The organism is Leptolyngbya sp. CCY15150 (assembly GCF_016888135.1).
Taxonomy (GTDB): Bacteria; Cyanobacteriota; Cyanobacteriia; order RECH01; family RECH01; genus RECH01.
Window position 1 is genome coordinate 35550 of sequence record NZ_JACSWB010000157.1, and the last position, 16363, is coordinate 51912.

17 protein-coding genes are annotated in these 16363 nt (G+C 52.7%); 8 read left to right on the forward strand and 9 right to left on the reverse strand.

Annotation, left to right across the window (positions count from 1 at the left end; genetic code table 11):
- Window positions 1-126 precede the first annotated feature (126 nt).
- Window positions 127-1029: a hypothetical protein gene (locus JUJ53_RS07770; RefSeq protein ID WP_204151430.1), complete on the forward strand. Its 903-nt coding sequence runs from the start codon at window positions 127-129 to the stop codon at window positions 1027-1029.
- A 208-nt stretch (window positions 1030-1237) separates the two neighbouring features.
- Here the strand turns inward: JUJ53_RS07770 and JUJ53_RS07775 are convergent, their stop codons facing one another.
- Window positions 1238-1393 carry a hypothetical protein gene (locus JUJ53_RS07775; RefSeq protein WP_204151431.1) on the reverse strand — a complete coding sequence of 52 codons (156 nt, stop codon included), beginning with the start codon at window positions 1391-1393 and terminating at the stop codon, window positions 1238-1240.
- Here JUJ53_RS07775 and JUJ53_RS07780 point away from each other — a divergent pair.
- Window positions 1377-2147: a CAP domain-containing protein gene (locus JUJ53_RS07780; protein WP_204151432.1), complete on the forward strand. Its 771-nt coding sequence runs from the start codon at window positions 1377-1379 to the stop codon at window positions 2145-2147. The genes JUJ53_RS07775 and JUJ53_RS07780 overlap by 17 nt on opposite strands.
- Window positions 2148-2573: 426 nt before the next feature.
- Here the strand turns inward: JUJ53_RS07780 and JUJ53_RS07785 are convergent, their stop codons facing one another.
- Together JUJ53_RS07785 and JUJ53_RS07790 are read right to left on the reverse strand one after the other, a co-directional pair.
- On the reverse strand, window positions 2574-3059 hold the full coding sequence (locus JUJ53_RS07785) for a TerB family tellurite resistance protein (protein ID WP_204151433.1): 486 nt from the start codon (window positions 3057-3059) through the stop codon (window positions 2574-2576).
- 177 nt (window positions 3060-3236) lie between these two features.
- Window positions 3237-4178 (reverse strand): glycosyltransferase, encoded by a 942-nt coding sequence (locus JUJ53_RS07790; protein ID WP_204151434.1) that lies wholly within the window; start codon window positions 4176-4178, stop codon window positions 3237-3239.
- 281 nt (window positions 4179-4459) lie between these two features.
- Between JUJ53_RS07790 and JUJ53_RS07795 the strand changes: the two genes are divergently transcribed.
- The gene (locus tag JUJ53_RS07795; protein WP_204151435.1) at window positions 4460-4861 is read left to right on the forward strand and encodes a RidA family protein; all 402 of its coding nucleotides are present in this window, start codon (window positions 4460-4462) and stop codon (window positions 4859-4861) included.
- A gap of 3 nt (window positions 4862-4864) precedes the next feature.
- Here the strand turns inward: JUJ53_RS07795 and JUJ53_RS07800 are convergent, their stop codons facing one another.
- Window positions 4865-5686 (reverse strand): CAP domain-containing protein, encoded by an 822-nt coding sequence (locus JUJ53_RS07800; protein WP_204151436.1) that lies wholly within the window; start codon window positions 5684-5686, stop codon window positions 4865-4867.
- A 294-nt stretch (window positions 5687-5980) separates the two neighbouring features.
- Here JUJ53_RS07800 and JUJ53_RS07805 point away from each other — a divergent pair, with 294 nt between their 5' ends.
- Both JUJ53_RS07805 and JUJ53_RS07810 read left to right on the forward strand, forming a co-directional pair.
- Window positions 5981-6628, forward strand: a complete 648-nt coding sequence (locus JUJ53_RS07805; protein WP_204151437.1) for a class I SAM-dependent methyltransferase — start codon at window positions 5981-5983, stop codon at window positions 6626-6628.
- Between the two features lie 175 nt (window positions 6629-6803).
- Entirely contained in the window at window positions 6804-6947 is a 144-nt protein-coding gene (locus JUJ53_RS07810; protein WP_204151438.1) for a chlorophyll a/b-binding protein, read from the forward strand.
- Between the two features lie 300 nt (window positions 6948-7247).
- Here JUJ53_RS07810 and JUJ53_RS07815 read toward each other — a convergent pair whose 3' ends face one another.
- A complete protein-coding gene (locus JUJ53_RS07815) occupies window positions 7248-8600 on the reverse strand; it encodes a hypothetical protein (RefSeq protein ID WP_204151439.1) in 1353 nt (450 codons plus the stop codon).
- A 494-nt stretch (window positions 8601-9094) separates the two neighbouring features.
- Here JUJ53_RS07815 and ftsE point away from each other — a divergent pair, with 494 nt between their 5' ends.
- Window positions 9095-9874, forward strand: coding sequence for a cell division ATP-binding protein FtsE (gene ftsE / locus JUJ53_RS07820; RefSeq protein WP_204151440.1), 780 nt, complete (start codon window positions 9095-9097; stop codon window positions 9872-9874).
- Window positions 9875-10127: 253 nt separating this feature from the next.
- Here ftsE and JUJ53_RS07825 read toward each other — a convergent pair whose 3' ends face one another.
- Window positions 10128-10655, reverse strand: a complete 528-nt coding sequence (locus JUJ53_RS07825) for a hypothetical protein (protein WP_204151441.1) — start codon at window positions 10653-10655, stop codon at window positions 10128-10130.
- A 383-nt stretch (window positions 10656-11038) separates the two neighbouring features.
- Here JUJ53_RS07825 and JUJ53_RS07830 point away from each other — a divergent pair, with 383 nt between their 5' ends.
- On the forward strand, window positions 11039-11539 hold the full coding sequence (locus JUJ53_RS07830; RefSeq protein WP_204151442.1) for an ureidoglycolate lyase: 501 nt from the start codon (window positions 11039-11041) through the stop codon (window positions 11537-11539).
- 176 nt (window positions 11540-11715) lie between these two features.
- On the opposite strand, the gene JUJ53_RS07835 is transcribed toward JUJ53_RS07830, so the two are convergent.
- Together JUJ53_RS07835 and JUJ53_RS07840 are read right to left on the reverse strand one after the other, a co-directional pair.
- Window positions 11716-13320, reverse strand: a complete 1605-nt coding sequence (locus tag JUJ53_RS07835; protein ID WP_204151443.1) for an NAD(P)H-quinone oxidoreductase subunit 4 — start codon at window positions 13318-13320, stop codon at window positions 11716-11718.
- Window positions 13321-14030: 710 nt separating this feature from the next.
- Entirely contained in the window at window positions 14031-14741 is a 711-nt protein-coding gene (locus JUJ53_RS07840) for a COP23 domain-containing protein (RefSeq protein WP_239124871.1), read from the reverse strand.
- Between the two features lie 298 nt (window positions 14742-15039).
- Between JUJ53_RS07840 and JUJ53_RS07845 the strand changes: the two genes are divergently transcribed.
- The gene (locus tag JUJ53_RS07845; RefSeq protein ID WP_204151444.1) at window positions 15040-15585 is read left to right on the forward strand and encodes a hypothetical protein; all 546 of its coding nucleotides are present in this window, start codon (window positions 15040-15042) and stop codon (window positions 15583-15585) included.
- A 117-nt stretch (window positions 15586-15702) separates the two neighbouring features.
- Here JUJ53_RS07845 and JUJ53_RS07850 read toward each other — a convergent pair whose 3' ends face one another.
- Window positions 15703-16152, reverse strand: coding sequence for a transcriptional repressor (locus tag JUJ53_RS07850; RefSeq protein ID WP_204151445.1), 450 nt, complete (start codon window positions 16150-16152; stop codon window positions 15703-15705).
- Window positions 16153-16363: the final 211 nt, after the last annotated feature.

Sequence of the window (16363 nt, forward strand, 5' to 3'; positions counted from 1 at the left end):
TTTCAGCAGTCTAATTCATCGTACATGGGGCATGGAGCAACATCATTATTTGAGTCTAGGGTCGATTCTAGTCAAAGGTTTTGAACGAGATCCCATCACCATTCCCTTAGATTGGGTGATTCGGATATGAGTCCATCATCGTTACAGCGCTGGCGGCAGTATCGGCAGCAGTATCCCGTCGTGCCCCATATCAGCTTAAGCGGAGTGATGGGGTTAGCCGCCGTGGGCTATGCGGCCCTTCTGCGATCGCGGATTGAGGTGGCAGACCTCCAGGTCGCCGCTTTTATTATGGCGGGGATATCCACGGTGCTGCTGTTCCTTCAAGGCCAGATTGCCACCGATCTGCGGGAGAAGCGCTGGCGGCCCGAGGGGGTGCTAACTCGGCGGGAACTGGAAATGCTGGGGGTGGGTAGCGGCTGCATTCAGCTCGGGCTGGCGATCGCTTCTGGCGGCCCGATGGTTGGGTTTCTCATCGGCATTTGGGTCTATTTAGGACTGATGCGCTACGACTTTTTTGCGCCTCAATGGTTGGGCGATCGCCCCCTACTGCAGCTTGGCAGCCATCAGATGATCATGCCGTTGATGGTGGCCTATGGGGCAGCATTTGAGGGATGGCGACCCTTCACAGCGGCATCCGAGCCGCTGCACTGGTTGCTATTTATGAGTTTCTTTGCTGGCATGGTGCTAGAACTTGGGCAACTTCTTGGCATTCCGGAGGGCGATCGCTCTGCCATCGACGCGCCCACTGAATCGATCTGGACAGGACAATCAGGGGCGATCGCTTGGTTGACGGTGCTGTGGCTGACGGCCTTCAGTGGCTTGATGGCCGCAAGGGCGATCGCCTTTGTCTCCCCGGTGGCGCTGGTGGTAGCCCTGGGTTTGCTGGGGGCAGTCGGCATGGCATGGCGATTTTTGGCGCATCCAGGCGTAGCACGATGGCTAGAACCCGCCGCCCAGGTTTGGTTGATCGGTCTTTACGGATGTTTGGGCTTAGTACCCTGGGGTATCGCCTTGATCGATATGGGGTAATCTCGGACGCTTTTTGGTCTGGAGTAAGACATCCTGGCTATGGGGGCGATCGCATAACGTTCCGTAACGACATGGGAGCGATCGCATAACGTGACACCCATCAGACCGAATAGATCTTGAGCCCATCATCTTGAACCCATAGAGATCTTGAGTCGTCTAGTTCTGAATTGCGACTCACAACGTTGTATTTGTATAAAGCCATTCAGGGTTAGCACAGGGCATCCATCAGGGATCGGTGGGCCATCCATTTTCTACCCATGTACTCTACATTGACCACATTGACCTTGCCCTTCAGCTCATCCACGACGGCGAGAGCGATCGCCGCTTCACTGTAAAGGACAACTGCAATGACAGACTTTGGCAATACCTTAAACTCTGCTACTCGGGTTAGAGTGCGCAATGGATCCAATACGTTTTCCAATAGTATTGGTGGCACAGATAGCGATGACTTTCTAAGAATCAACCTCAGGAATCCCCAGCGCATGATCCTGAGCCTCAATCGCTCTCGGGCAGATGTGGAGATTATTCAAGATAAGAACAACAACAGGCGTCTGGATCCAGGCGAAATTTTGGCCAGCTCTCGGGCAACAGGGCTCACTGCAGAGCGGATCCAGCTCAATCGCCTTAATGCAGGTGTCTACTATCTTCGGGTGACCTCAGACGGTACGGGTTCCTCAAACTATCGGCTGACCGCATCGGTGGCTCAGGCAAGACGGCTCACTCAGGCGGAGCAGATTTGGAACATTGTCAATCAGCGACGGCAGGGGCAGGGCTTGCCTGCACTGGCTCTCAACACGCAGCTCAATTCCTCTGCTCAGCTTCATTCCAACAATATGGCCGTTCAGGACTTTTTTGATCACACCGATCACCTTGGTCGTGGGTCGCGCGATCGCATTGAAGCGGCGCGCTATAGTCCCTGGTATTCGGGCGAGAACATTGCGGCGGGCAATTCAACGGCGCTGGATACGATGAATCAATGGATGAATAGCTCTGGGCACCGGGCTAATATTCTAAGCGTGAACTACACCGAAATTGGGGTAGGTTATCGCTATCTCAGCAGTGACACGGGCTCTGTGAACTATAGCCACTACTGGACACAGAACTTCGGAAGCTATTAGACTTAATCGGAATCAGGAAAGGAAATCAAGTCTTAGCCTGAAACCGATTGATCGTATGGTTATCACATCCCTTTGGCTGTCGAGCAACTCATGACCGATAAGGTCTATGAAAATCACGGCTCCACCGTCAACCTTGCCCTTCGCTGACCATGGTTAGGGACGTTGCTGAATCGCAAGATGATTGGTGCTAAGGAACCCTGAGTGAGATGCTCACACGACCTTGATGGTAACTGAGTTGGGGGTGTGAGCATCTTGCTCCCGTTCTGATTTCATGGACTCATTCAGCAACGCACCTCCTCTCTTGGAGACTCACGTTCCTATGGACGTTTGCGGTATGCATCGCCTTCAGACGTAGGCATAAAAATGGGTTGTTTCTCCCGCGCCGCAGCCCGATCAAAACAACCCGATCGCTTACCTCAAGGCTATTTACCCTTGGGCATAATCCTCTAGGTGGCGAGTGATGCCATCCACCATGCTTTCATCAGCATTGAAGGTTTGATCTACGGCTGCTTCAACCCGCTTCACGGTTTCATCCGACACTCCCAATAACTCGACCAATTTTTGATAGGCGATCGCCTCTGCTTCATTGATCTTGTCTTCCCCAGGCGATCGGGAACTGCAGCGAATCACCTCATAGCCCAACCGCAGCACCAGTTCTTTATCCTCATCGGTCTGGATTTTGGGCGTTAATTCAGCCAAGGGAATATTTTGGGTGACATATTCCTGGAGTTCTTGGCGAAGCTGGCGCTGCTGGGGCGCATCATCAGCAAAAATACCGCTGAGTTGATCCAGCATGATCTCCACTTCCTCCTGGGCCAAGCTGCCATCAGACCAAGCCATGGATGCCGCAATGCGGAGAATATTCATTTGACGAGGCGTAATGGGCGGCGGTGGTGGGGGTTGTAAAGGCATAGGTATTCTCCCAAATGTATGATCGACATCCCAATGATCTATGGACAACGATCCAATATCTCAATCCCCTAAACAGGGGTCAGCATGGCTGCCATAGACCTATGGGCCTAGGCTATCACGGGAATTTAAGGCAGAGACAATTGCTTAAGCTTCTTATTGATCGCGCTGATCTGGTCATTAACGATGGGGGCGCAGATCCGCATAGGCAGAGTACACGCCTTGGACGTTGTACCAGTTGAGAAAAATCCGCGCAATTTCTAAAGCGAGCTGGGACTTGCCTCGACGGATCAGCCACGACAGCAGCGGAGCCAGGGTGCGTTCATTCAATAAACCGCCGAGGGACAGTAATCCCCACAGAATCCGATGTAAAAGGGTCATCTGGATCATCATGCGCACATTCCAGGTGGGATGCTTGCGATAAAACACCACCCCCATGCGTCCGCGCTGAATTTCTCGATCAATCAACGCCGGTACCTCTTCCAGGGAGAAGGGAGGGTGCCAGTGATAGCCCACCGCATCCGGACATTTGATCAGCCGCAGACCAAGCTTTTTCAGCCGCACTCCTAGTTCTAGGTCTTCCCAGCCATAGAGCTGAAACTCGGTATCAAATAGCCCTGCGGTTTCTAACCAATGGCGGGCGATCGCCACGTTGCCGGTGGCAAAGTAGGCATTGGAAAAGTCTGTGACCTTATAGGAGGCTGAGGTGGGCTGCTCAAAGTTGCAGGTATTAATCACCGCGCCGTAGGTAAACAGGCGATCGCTGCCCAGATCTCGATAGCCTTGCTGCAATCCCCGAGCGTGAGCTAGCAAAAAGCGATCGGTGACCACTAAATCACTATCAATAAAAATAATCGTATCGCCCTTGGCATGGGCAACGCCTAGGTTGCGAGCGGCGGCCGGCCCTTGGTGCTGCTGCTGCACTAAGCGCACATGGGGCAGTTGATCCGATTGCTGGGTCATCCAATCAATCGTTGCATCCGTTGATCCATCATCTACCACCACCACCTCATAGCCCTGAATACCAGATTCAGGCGTTAGCCGTTGGCTTTCCAGCGCCAAGAGACACTTGGCAAGAATGGGCTGGCGGTTATAGGTGGGAATTACGATGCTAAAAAACACGGCGTCTCTACTTGTACAACTGAACTTGGTTAACTCAACGACACAATCTTTCCAGCTTAACTTTAGTATGCCTTGCCCAGCATCAAGCGATCGCCTAGGTTGCAATCAGCGATCGCCTACCCCTAGGGGTTTTAGGGTCTACAGGAAAACGCTGCTAGCCTGCTACAGTGCAACAGGGCAGATTTAAATCGTCTAATCCATACCCTGGGAGTACATCAACAGGGTCATTGGTGGGATGAAGCGATCGCCCCCATCCACTTGCCATGGTCAATGAGAGATCTATGCTCGAATTCATCACGCTTCCCGATCATCAACTGCCGCCACCCGCTCCCTACTCCCACGCCGTTCGCGCCGGCGATTTTTTGTTTGTGACCGGACAGTTAGCCGAAGATCCGGTCAGCGGCGACATCAGCCGTGGGCCCATTGAAGATCAAACCCGCCGGGTCATGGAAAACCTGAAGCTGGTGTTGACCCATGCCCAAACCGGATTTGATCGCGTGGTCTCGGCGCGTATTTTTCTCACCGACATGCGCGACTATCCGATTGTCAACGAGATCTACGCCTCCTACTTCAAGAGCGATCGCCTTCCCTGCCGCACCACCGTAGGGGTTTTAGGGCTAGCAGGTCAGGGCAGCGTGGAGATTGACCTAATTGTTTACTGTGCCGACGAACCAGATGCGTAACACTTAGCGTTCGGGGTATCGGGATGAAGGAATGGAGGGATTGACCGAAACGCTGGCTGGGGTACCAAAGGATTGAGACCAGTAATGCTGGAAGGTATAACGCCCTGGATCATTGCGTTGGTAAATGTAGCCTACGCCAATTTCCTGCACCTGATAGGCCAATAAATTCGCCCGATGCCCTGGGCTACTAATCCACCCTTGTAAAGCCCCAGCGGCAGTGTTGTAGCCGCCAGCCAGATTTTCCGCTGCCTCAGAATAGTCATAATCCGCTGCCCGAATGCGATCCCAGGGGGAAGAACCATCCGCGCCTTCGTGACTAAATACATCGTTGACGGCCATGTGGCGGGCATACTGCTGGGCCGCTCTGCTGAGTTGAGTATTCACGGCTAAGGGAAGCTGTCCCTGCTGAATTCGATAGGCATTGGTCTTTTGTACGACCTGGTACTGCTGGCTGGTGCGGTTCGTGGCTTGAGCCGAGAGCAGCAGGCGATAGCGCGTACGTTGACCATCCGGCACCACCCTCAGGTAGTAAACTCCGGGCTCTAGTCCAACAATCGTGATTCGATCGACTTGGCGACCTGTAGCTCGGGAACTAGCGACTACTTCCCCTGGATCGATACTGCCATTGCGGTTGCGATCGCGAATGAGTTCCAAATCAGCATTGGCCTGCAGCCCTCCCAAGCTTGCCCGAAAGCGAGTTTTAGGCAACCGAAAACGGTAGAGATCATGGGATGCATTCGGCCGCAGCACGCTCCGCACATCTTGATTTTGCCTAGCCAGTGGGACGAGCTGAGATGGATTGAGAGATTGATGAGCGTCGGTCATCGTGATTTACCTTTAAACTCAACCGATTCTGTGAACACAACCAACCGTGATGCCTTCAGTCTTTTATTCCTGCCGTTAACCGAACGATCAGCGTCTGGCAGGAACTAGTCATGATCGGGCTTCAATCTACCTTGAAGCCAATGGTGATGATAGATGATGTTCCAGGCTCCTAAACTCATTGATGAAGAAAGCATGAATTGAGTTCCAAGGGTTTGCGATCGCCCCCTTTATATTTTGTAATTTTCTGTAGACTGGAGAAAATAATTCTTAACTCCTTACACCCACACCTGAACCATGCTGCTCAATACCGATCAGCGAGCCAAGCTCGATCCATCCGACGACAGGCTGTTTTACGAACAACCCCGCCTAGTCACCCATGTTGACGAAGGGTTTATCCAGCAACTGACGGATCTATATCGCGATCGCCTTCAGCCCAACACCCGCATTTTGGATTTGATGAGCAGTTGGGTCTCCCATCTGCCGGATGAGATGCAGTTCGAGCATGTGGAAGGGCATGGCATGAATGCCCAAGAACTCGATCGCAATCCTCGCCTCAACCATTACTTCCTGCAAAATCTCAACCAAAATCAACACCTGCCGCTGCCCGACCAGTCGTTTGACGCCGTTTTGAACACCGTCTCCGTGCAGTATTTGCAATACCCCGAAGCCATCTTTGCGGACATCTACCGCATTCTCAAACCCGGCGGGCTATGCATCATCAGTTTTTCTAACCGCATGTTCTACCAAAAAGCTATCCAGGCCTGGCGCGATGGCACCGAAGAAAGTCGGGTTGACCTCGTGCAGCACTACGTGAACGCTATTCCTGGCTTTAGCCCCCCAGAGGTGATCACCCGTTCGTCCAACTTGCCCATGCTGCTGCAACTGTTGGGAATGCCGGGAGGCGATCCGTTCTATGCCATCATCACCTCTCGTATTGCTTAAGCAAACCAAGGGTATCTGGCAGGATCACCACGTCACTCTTTGTCTACCCCCCATCCTGGGGACGCTCTATGATTGCCCAAGGAATTCATAGAGCAAAAAGATTCCTCAAATCCCCCCCAAAAATGTAAATAGACTGTAATATTAAGATACAAAGCTTTACAGAGGGGTACCCGCAATGGAAAACCAAGAACCAAAGTTTGGCTTCACCACGTTCGCAGAAACCTGGAATGGTCGTCTGGCTATGTTGGGTTTTGTTCTCGCTATTGCAGGCGAGTTGCTAACGGGGCAAGGTCTTCTCGCTCAAATGGGCTTGCTATAAGCTCGTTATTTTGAACTAAATTCAACCTCATCGTGAAGGTGAAATCTCCCTAAATATTGACCCTCAGTCGCAAGGCTGGGGTTTTTTATTGGGCGTTGCTGAATTGCAAAAGGATGGGTGCTAACGCACCAGGAGCGAGACGCACCCACTCACGGCAGGATGAGCATCTTGCTCCCAGTTCGGTGTCATAGCGTCATTCAGCACCGCTTTTTTGGGATGCTTGCTGTTGGCTAATCAGCAGGGTCTCGGCTCCAGCAGGGGGCGGCTGCCCCCATGGCGATCCTGAAGGCCTGCCAAAGATTAGGAGTCTGACTGGTCTAGGCGCTTTTGCCACTCCGCATCCAGCTTGGCACTGTTGTCTGCCTCTTGATCAAGCAAGTCTTGCTCTGTGGTGTAGGCCAGGTTATCGCGGCTGACAATGCTCTGGGCTGCAAACTGGCGGGCGTAGTCCATCTTTTGCTGCAGCTCACCACCACCTTGGTTGAGGGCGATCGCTTGCTGTTGCCGGCGTTCATTACGGGCTTCAACCTTGCTATTTCTCCCCTTGAGCCACAAGTAGCGAATCAGAGGAATGCCCAGAAACGCCGTTCCGTAGGCAAACAAGAAGGGAAAGAGGCCATTCACCAGCACCACCAATCCCCCCAGTTCTGCCACTAGGGCCTGATCTTGCAGCAGGACTGCCAGCACGATGGCCAACACAAAGTTCAGTCCACCCAATCCAGCCGCCATGGTCAGTTGCCCTTGGGTGGCAGCACTAAACTTCCAGGGCAATTCCTTTAGGTAGGCAGGGACAGCTTTTGAGCTGCGCTTTTCTGCACTCACCTGTAGATCGGGGAAGTGGTAGACGATATGCCCTTCAGGACTCACCTGAGGTCTGCCGTTATAGCGGGTGAGGACAGGCAGCATGTAGCTTTCATACTCGCGATCGTAGCCCTCGCCCACGTCATCTAGGTAGGGCGCAATTTGCTCCGCAACCACAGCCCCTTGGTTGTTGCGAATCACGGTGGCGATCGCCTGCCAGCGACGTTCCTCCAAGTCTGCATTGGGATCTCCATCGCCAAACAAGAAGGAAAACACCGACTCCAGAAAGTTCATCTCGGAGTCTGACTTGGGCGATCGCGATCGCCCCGGTTGCGATAGTTGGGTCTGGCGATAATGACGCTGCCGGCCATAGCCAGGACTGAAGACCCAAAATAGATCGGGGAAATAGAACAGTCGGAAGGGTAGAAAGAGCAGCCCTCCACCGGATCCGCCACGGCGGCTGTTGTTGTTTTCGCCCTCACGATTGGAGAAGGTGATTGCCAGCACGATGACCAAGATGGTCAACGCAATTAAGACAATCGAAACGATGAGTAAGACGCCAAAGGAAATACGAATTAGGTAGAACAAGACACCCCAAATCTTGTCCCAGAGTTCTTGAACCCGCAGCCGCCAGTATTTGTTTCGCAAAACGGTGCGAAAGTTTTTAGGAAACTGATAGGCCACCTCTCCCGCATCGGATACTTGCAGGTGCCCCCCCGTTTCTGAGGCCAGAGCCAACAGACCGCGCTCTGCCGTTGAAATATTAATCCCAGCCTGAGAGGCGATATCTCCCACCGTGGCGCGATATTCCAGTTTTTCAACTGCCTGCATGACAGCAGAATCTAAGGCCATGCGCGTTCCCCTTGCTATAGTCTATGGATGTTGCTGACAACTGCCGGAAAACCTGTACTGTTTTTCACCGAAAACGCAGTTATTCAGCACAACTACTTCTAGTATAGGAGTGTGACTTTGGGATGCAGGAGAGAAATAGTAGGCTATTCTTTGGAGAGAAACCCGGCCTATCCAAACTAGCTCTGGTCTAAGTCAGAGAATTCTTCACTCACAGCGCCGCAATCTATGCCGATATCAAGCGTTGGAAGGTGAAAAACAAAGCAGCTTCTGGGGCCAAAACTCTACCTCCTCTATGCCATTCATCATGCCATTCATTAAATAATCTAGCGATCGCCTTTCAAACTACGCTAGTCTAGCCTTCAATAGGGAGGGGGGCATAGATGAGCCGCCAACTCTACCTGTAGGGTTTAACCGGGTGCTCTAGTTGACGACCTTCACATCTTTCTGCTTGAGTTGTCTCATTCGCGTACAATCCGCCTATCAAGAGTAACGTTATGGTTCATGTCTCTGTTGAGCGTCCTAGTGCGGCACCGATTCCAACCGCGACACCTCATGCTTCCGCCTCTCCAGTGACCCCACCTCCACGGCAAGCTCCCAACCGAGCTAAGCCGTTGGTAGAACTACAGCAAGTGACCAAGGTCTACGCCAACGGTAGCCGCGCCCTGCGAGATGTGAGCTTACAGATTCGCCCCGGCGATTTCCTGTTTGTCACCGGCCCTTCAGGGTCTGGGAAATCTACACTCCTCAAATTGCTCTACGGGGCAGAGCGTCCATCGAGTGGACAAGTCTTTGTCGAGAACCATAACTTGCTCAACGTCCATGGCAATCATCTCTCTCAACTGCGGCGGCGCATTGGGGTGGTTTTCCAAGACTACAAGCTGATTCCTCGACGCACCGTATCGGAAAATGTTGCCTTCGTGCTGTGGGCGCAGGGGTTCACCCGCAAAGAGATCCACCGGCGACTCATCCCCACTCTTAAGATGGTAGGACTGCAGGACAAGGCTCAATGTTTCCCAGACGAACTCTCGGGAGGCGAGCAGCAGCGGGTGAGTATTGCCCGCGCCATTGTTGGCACGCCACCGCTGCTCCTAGCCGATGAACCCACGGGAAATCTTGATCCAGATAATTCTTGGCAAGTGATCAAGATCTTGAAAAAGTTGAATTCCATCGGCATTACCGTCGTCGTAACTACTCACAACGAACAGTTGGTGAGAATGTCGAACCATCCGGTGGTGCAACTGCGGGATGGGCACCTGTACTCCGTGCGTTCCTAGGGTTCTGCAGCAAAAATTTACCCTGAGTGGGTCACCCGTGGTTCCTTAGCGTTCCCTGCACTGGCGTTCCTTGAGCGAAGTCCTTGGCGTAGCCGCCCCAAAGGGGCTAGGGAACGCGCGGGTGGGGTTATGGCTTTCTTCCGAAGGAGACGTTTCCCGTTGGCGCAGCCTGTCCTCAAGACAAACGACTTCGCTCAGCCAGCTTAGATCCTGGAATACGGGTTAGATTTTGGGCTAATTATGTCTTTGGAGACTAACTGGCCTGCTCATCATGCATGAGGCGATCGCAAATCCCTTGCAGATGGTCGTGATTATTGACGGGACGCCGAGGGGCAGGAATCTCGGTGTTTGGCCGCATCGGTAGATCGTTATGCATGAGGCGATCGCAGATTCCTTGCAGATGATTGTGATTATTAATGGGATGCCGGGGGGCAGGAATCTCGGTGTTTGGCCACATCGGTAGATCGTTGCAGGGGCAGGACAGATCGGCGGTCGTGCCTACTGCGGCCATGGGAACCGGCATCTGACAACGGGCACAGGGTACGATATCCCAGCGATCGCTCAAGAGTTGATGGATCGTTTGCGTGGTGCCATCGAGATAGCAGTCGCCGCTATCGGCAGCCATGATCCGCTGCCAGCATTGTTCAAAATCATCGCTGTAGCGATCGCCCTGGATCACCGACACAGGCAGTACAGATTCCTGTCCATTACGGATCCAGACCTTTTTGCCTAGTTGGAACCAATAGGCCAAATATTGACGAACATCGTGCTGGGATGCCATGTCTAACACTGTTTGAGATGACCTGTCGCTGGAGTGAACCATCATACATTCCTAGGTGAGGACTAGCTTTGGCTGAACAATCAGAGCGATACACCAAATCCGCCATTGTGGGGGGCGGGAGTCTCAACATGGTGGCAGAAGCGCCGCCCAATCTCCATGATTGACCTCATACTGTTGACACACTGAGACGTTCCTGTCTTGGCTGAGCCACGGAAACGTTCATCAATGTAGGTCAACCGACTAGTTTCATCCTAGCGGCGATCGCTCTTGATCAACGGGCTAGAATCCTTAGCTAACATTAAGACTTAGAAGATGCGATTGAGGAAAGCGATCGCCCCTTCCTGCCCATCCCTCCGGCAAACAACGCTACTTAAGGAACATCCATGCCTCAGTCCTCGAATCTGGTACAGCTACCCGTCCAGACCATTACGTCCGACAACTTTGCCCCCTTTGGCCAACTCATTTTGCCCACTGAAGACGGTAAACCCTTTGATGCAGATGATGCGCAACTGCACCTCAGCAACGGCATTCCCCGGTTTTATATCATGCGGCTAGAGCATCGGGGGCTCACGTTTTCGCGCATCACTCGCCACCAAGGCTGCACGCAATGTTTGGGATCCCTCGAAGGGAAATCCTGGATGATGGCAGTGGCTCCTCCTGGAGCGGCCCAGCGCCCAGCGATCGCTGATATCCAAGCCTTTCAAATTCCAGGCAACTGTTTTATCAAGCTGCATGTGGGTACGTGGCATGCGGGGCCCTATTTCCAAGCGCCGACGGTGGATTTCTACAACCTAGAACTCAGCGACACCAATATTGTTGACCACGAAACCTGCAACCTCACCAGCAGCTACGGCGTGGAATGTCAGCTAGCGATCGCGGGATAAGGTTCCCGCCACTCACCCTAGTCTGAGGGTGTGGATGGCTCTAGATCGTCACAACCAGCGCAATTAAAAGGGGAGTAGGCCCATGGCCCGCTCCCCTTTTGATGATCTTTAGTTGAATGCGTATCCGGGCAGATAGTATCGAGAACCCAGATAGTTGGAGAGTCTATCCCAGAGCCCTAGCGGCTGAGGGTTGCTAACTCTTTGGTTTCTGCACCAAAGATGGGCGGAGCCACAAACCGAGGTGCTTGCAACTGGAAGGGTTGTTCCGCAACGGTGGGCAGATTGCCACGCAGTTGAGCCATCACAGCTTCCGTTTTCACGTCATAGGTTTGGGTTGCCAGCTTAGGATAGACGCCAATACCAATGATGGGCACCAGCAAACAAGCGGCGATGAAGGCTTCCCGAGGCTTGATGTCAAACAGCTTCATATCTGCCAGCTTGACGCTTTCCTCACCGTAGAACACCTGACGCAGCATGGAGAGCAGGTAGATGGGAGACAGAATCACGCCTACTGCAGCTAGGAGGACGATCGCTGCCTTAAAGGTGACGCCATAGGCATCGCTGGTGGTGAAACCTAGGAACACGGTCAGTTCTCCCACAAATCCACTCATACCCGGTAGGGCAAGGGAAGCTAGAGAACCAGCGGTGAACAGGGCAAAGACGGTGGGCATTTGCTTGGCCATGCCACCCATTTCGTCCATTGCCAAGGTGTGGGTGCGATCGTAGGCAACACCCGACAGGAAGAAGAGGGTCGCAGCAATCAAACCATGGGACACCATTTGCAGAACCGCACCGCTCAAGCCCAAGGTGTTGAAGGAGGCGATACCAATCAAGACAAATCCCATGTGAGCGATGGATGAGTAAGCCATGCGGCGCTTGAGATTGGTCTGAGCAAAGGCGGTGAGTGAGGCGTAGATGATGCTAATGACGCCTAAGATGGCTAGGAAGGGAGCGAAGTAGGTGTGGGCATTGGGCAACATCTCCATGTTCATGCGGATGAGACCATAGCCAGCCATTTTCAATAAGACCCCAGCCAGAATCATCGAAACGGGTGCAGGTGCTTCACTGTGAGCATCGGGCAACCAGGTGTGGAAGGGGAAGATCGGTAGCTTGACGCCAAAGGCAATCAGCAAGGCGGCATAGAGCGAGAGCTCAAAGGGTAGGGAGTAGTCCTTTGCCGCTAGGGTTTGCAGATCGAAGCTGGTGACATCACCGTAGAAGGCCATGGCGAACGCTGCCATGAGAATGAATAGAGAGCCGACAGCGGTGTAAAGAATAAACTTGGTAGCGGCGTAGAGGCGACGCTTTCCACCCCAAATTGCAATCAGCAAATAGACCGGCACCAGTTCCAGCTCCCACATGATGAAGAACATCAACATGTCTTGAGCCACGAACACCCCAATCTGGGCGCTAAAAACCACTAATAAGGAAACAAAATATAAACGAGGTTTGTGGGTCACATTCCATGACGCCAGGATAGCTAGCGTCGTCACCAAACCCGACAAAATAACCAGAGGCATGGATAAACCATCCACCGCCACAGACCAGTTCAGACCCACTTGGGAAACCCAGGTGTAGCTTTCCACCAGTTGGTACTCGGGATTGTGCAGGTCGTAGTGTGCCCAAAAGGTGTAGAGCATGAGGGCGAACTCGGCCAGACCAACGCCTAGCGTGTACCAACGCAGAGTTTTACCATTTTGATCCGGGATGATAGGAATCGGCAGGGCCGCTATCAGCGGAAAGAGAATTAAGGCAGTTAGCCAGGGAAATTGTGTCGTCATTGTGAGAGCGTCCCTAAAAGCAGTTGAATGGACTTGTCGCGCAACGTTCTATGTTGAACCATCACAGAAGAGGCGGTTTCTCAAGCTGCAAGACTCTGGGGTGTAGCTGCGATCGCGGGCTTTCCAGGTTGGGAAGCTCTACGGGGCTGGTAAATACCAATATCAGAGCCTTGTAAGCAGTGCCTAGATAGAAGGTTGGCTAGGTGGACTGGGCAGTCCGTAGCAGGCATCTCGCTAAGTTGAAGAGTGAGAATTTCTACCTATCGATATAATACCCTTTTTTGTTAAGTTAATTAAACTTGAATGTTGGAATATTTAGAGTTTTCTATTGTCTTTCCGTAGATCTGGACGATTCTTTCTGGAAATGGTGTATGGTGTAGCTCGCAAATTGCTTGTTATATCAAGATTTGAGGGCGATCGCCCCTGATATACCCTCAGCGATCGCCCTCAAAAATGTCATGACTTCATGGAATGAGTAGCTACTTGCTCGACATCACGGAACGTAACGTCATGGTGGATAGGGGGCACGATCCAGGCAGGCAAAAAAAATCAGGAGCGATCGCTCCTGATAGGTGAACTTGGTCTTGGATGGTGCATCTGTTCAAAAAAATTCAAAAAGAAGCAGGTAGCACCAAGGACAATCGTGACGTTATGGCTAGCAACGTATCGGTCAAGCTAGGACTCTTGCCCTAGGCCTTGGACTACGCAATCTAGCGAAACTGATCGGGGTTTAGGCTAGGGGCGTTGCTAGGCACCAATTGGTTGCCGGTGCCGCCATCCGAGGGATCCAAGAAAGGACGCAGGTTAATGGCATCCGAGGAGCGCCGAGATGGCATATTGATGCCAGGGATCGATGGCAGATTCAGCTCATTGGCCAGATCGCCCAGCACATCAAGGTCGTTGCCGGTGAACGTCGTCACGGCATCGGTTTGTTGACCGCTATCGGCTACCGTCAAGCTCTCAAACACGCGATCGCGGGTGACCCGAGCATCCTGCCCAGGGGGCACCGTCAGCACAATCCGACAGTCGGAATTTTGCTGCGTGGTGACGCAGACGATGTCGTAGTCATTTTCAACGCTGGTGCGCATTTCCAGCAAACCATCGGGACGGTAGGACTCTAGCCGACGGCTGATTTCGGTGCAGCGGCGTTCGGGCGTCCAGCCACCGCCCAGGGTGGTTGGCTTTGCCCAGGGATATGCTTCACCCGGCTGGCTTTGGGGGTAATACATGACCACATATTCCCCGTCTATATATTGACAGGCGAAGCGGGCATCGGCGGGGGCGGGGGAAACAGTCTCTGTCTGAGCGACAGTCGGTAGGGCCATAGCTCCACCTAGGGATAACACGGCTCCCATGACAACGGCACCCGCGCGGATGCCCATACGGCGTTGGCTAGATTCTTGAGAGGTTGGCGGTAGCATGACAGGTGATTTCTCCAGCGGATATAAACAGTGTGAGGTATGGTTGGTTACGCACAGCCCAAGAGGTTCATGGTTGGACGACGAACGCTCTAAAATAGCTTGGGTCTATTCCTATAGGTGGTTTGACGTGTCATCAGGATAAAAGTTTCAGAAAAAATTTCCGCCATCTATCTCGTTATCGGTTGAGTTGCTCAACGGGATAATGTTACATGTAACCTTGGGTGTACGCGCCTTGTTTAGGGTTCTAAATCTCCCTTGAGCTATCCATACCACCATTGTTACGACCCAATCACGCCTGATGCTAGCCGAACAAACATTATTATTTCTTGACATTCAAGGAGTTCTGAGCATTCCAAACCAGCCCGTAGCGCAGCCCTATGCCCAGGATGTAGCGGCTCCCTGGGGGGCAGTGCGTGGATCAAAGGAACTCATTTCAGCGATCGCTTGGGCTGAGTGGATTGCCCCCCTGTGGATTTCATCCTTTGGTTCCCAGGCGCTGCTGTGGAATGATTGGGCCAAAACCCAGCGGTGGGCGATCGCCTATCCCCTCTCGGATCAGCAATCAGCCCAAGCCGCCGCGGCCTTTCCCAGCGCGAAACAGGACGCCAAATGCTTGGCGGCCCGCTGGTGTAGCCGTCGATGGCCCCATCGGATTGTGTGGATTGAAGATGGCTTCTCGGCGATCGCTAAGGCTTGGGCCGCAGAAAATCCTAAGCTGCAGTTGGTGAGCACCTGCCCTTTTGAAGCACGCTCCAGCAGCGATCGTACGGGATTAGCTGAATGGAATATTGAAAAAATCCGCGCGGCGCTCTCTCTAGATGCGCTCATCCCCGTGGATCCATAAACCCAGCTTTCCATGGAGGTTAGACAGGGGTGCTGCGGAATTAAGGGGGAACCTCTAGCGACAAGATCTGAAACGCCAAGCGAAAGGTTGCGGAACCATGCCGATATTCAGCAACGCTTAGACAGGAATGAGCGATCGCTGGCAAGCGGGACAAATGGCGTGAATCGTGAGTTGGCAGTCTAGCAGGTGGTAGCCGTTTTTATCAGCCGTTTTCACCCCCGACCGCAGGATGGAGTCGTTTTTAAACTCAATGGTTTGATTGCAGCGTACGCAGATCAGGTGGTGGTGGTGGTAGGGAGCGGGCTGGTTGAGTTCGTAGTGCTTATGCCCTTCAGCTAGCTCTAACTCTCGCAAAATACCCATGCGGGCCATCAGCTTCAGCGTGCGATAAATCGTCGCTAGGCTAATATTTTCGCCCTGAGCGTGCAAACGATTGTAAAGATCTTCTGCACTAAGGTGTTTTCCCTTGGCCAGATTTTGAAAGGCTTGGAGGATGGTCTCCCGCTGGGGAGTCATGCGCCATCCTCGGTGATTGAGTTCGGCCTTGAGTGAGGATGCAGTATACATAGGACTTAGAGTACCTGAAAATTCTCAATAGCATAGCCTTAATGTGAATCTTAAACGATCCTGACAATATTTGCAACAACCCGACGCTATTGAGAACAATTCTCTATTTAGCATAAAACCGTTGCTTCTGCACGAGTTTGACCGTTAAAAAGCGGCTTGGGAAAGGGCTTTCAGCGCGTGATCTGGAATGCCCAACCGGGGCTGATGCGAA

Bases quoted from the DNA above. Each gene is read 5' to 3' on its own strand.
- JUJ53_RS07780 (WP_204151432.1), top strand. From the start codon at position 1,377: ATGACAGACTTTGGCAATACCTTAAACTCTGCTACTCGGGTTAGAGTG.
- JUJ53_RS07800 (WP_204151436.1), bottom strand. From the start codon at position 5,686: ATGACCGACGCTCATCAATCTCTCAATCCATCTCAGCTCGTCCCACTG.
- JUJ53_RS07850 (WP_204151445.1), bottom strand. From the start codon at position 16,152: ATGTATACTGCATCCTCACTCAAGGCCGAACTCAATCACCGAGGATGG.
- JUJ53_RS07830 (WP_204151442.1), top strand. From the start codon at position 11,039: ATGCCTCAGTCCTCGAATCTGGTACAGCTACCCGTCCAGACCATTACG.
- JUJ53_RS07805 (WP_204151437.1), top strand. From the start codon at position 5,981: ATGCTGCTCAATACCGATCAGCGAGCCAAGCTCGATCCATCCGACGAC.
- JUJ53_RS07840 (WP_239124871.1), bottom strand. From the start codon at position 14,741: ATGCTACCGCCAACCTCTCAAGAATCTAGCCAACGCCGTATGGGCATC.
- JUJ53_RS07835 (WP_204151443.1), bottom strand. From the start codon at position 13,320: ATGACGACACAATTTCCCTGGCTAACTGCCTTAATTCTCTTTCCGCTG.
- JUJ53_RS07810 (WP_204151438.1), top strand. From the start codon at position 6,804: ATGGAAAACCAAGAACCAAAGTTTGGCTTCACCACGTTCGCAGAAACC.
- JUJ53_RS07770 (WP_204151430.1), top strand. From the start codon at position 127: ATGAGTCCATCATCGTTACAGCGCTGGCGGCAGTATCGGCAGCAGTAT.
- JUJ53_RS07845 (WP_204151444.1), top strand. From the start codon at position 15,040: ATGCTAGCCGAACAAACATTATTATTTCTTGACATTCAAGGAGTTCTG.
- JUJ53_RS07795 (WP_204151435.1), top strand. From the start codon at position 4,460: ATGCTCGAATTCATCACGCTTCCCGATCATCAACTGCCGCCACCCGCT.
- ftsE (WP_204151440.1), top strand. From the start codon at position 9,095: ATGGTTCATGTCTCTGTTGAGCGTCCTAGTGCGGCACCGATTCCAACC.
- JUJ53_RS07825 (WP_204151441.1), bottom strand. From the start codon at position 10,655: ATGGCATCCCAGCACGATGTTCGTCAATATTTGGCCTATTGGTTCCAA.
- JUJ53_RS07815 (WP_204151439.1), bottom strand. From the start codon at position 8,600: ATGGCCTTAGATTCTGCTGTCATGCAGGCAGTTGAAAAACTGGAATAT.
- JUJ53_RS07785 (WP_204151433.1), bottom strand. From the start codon at position 3,059: ATGCCTTTACAACCCCCACCACCGCCGCCCATTACGCCTCGTCAAATG.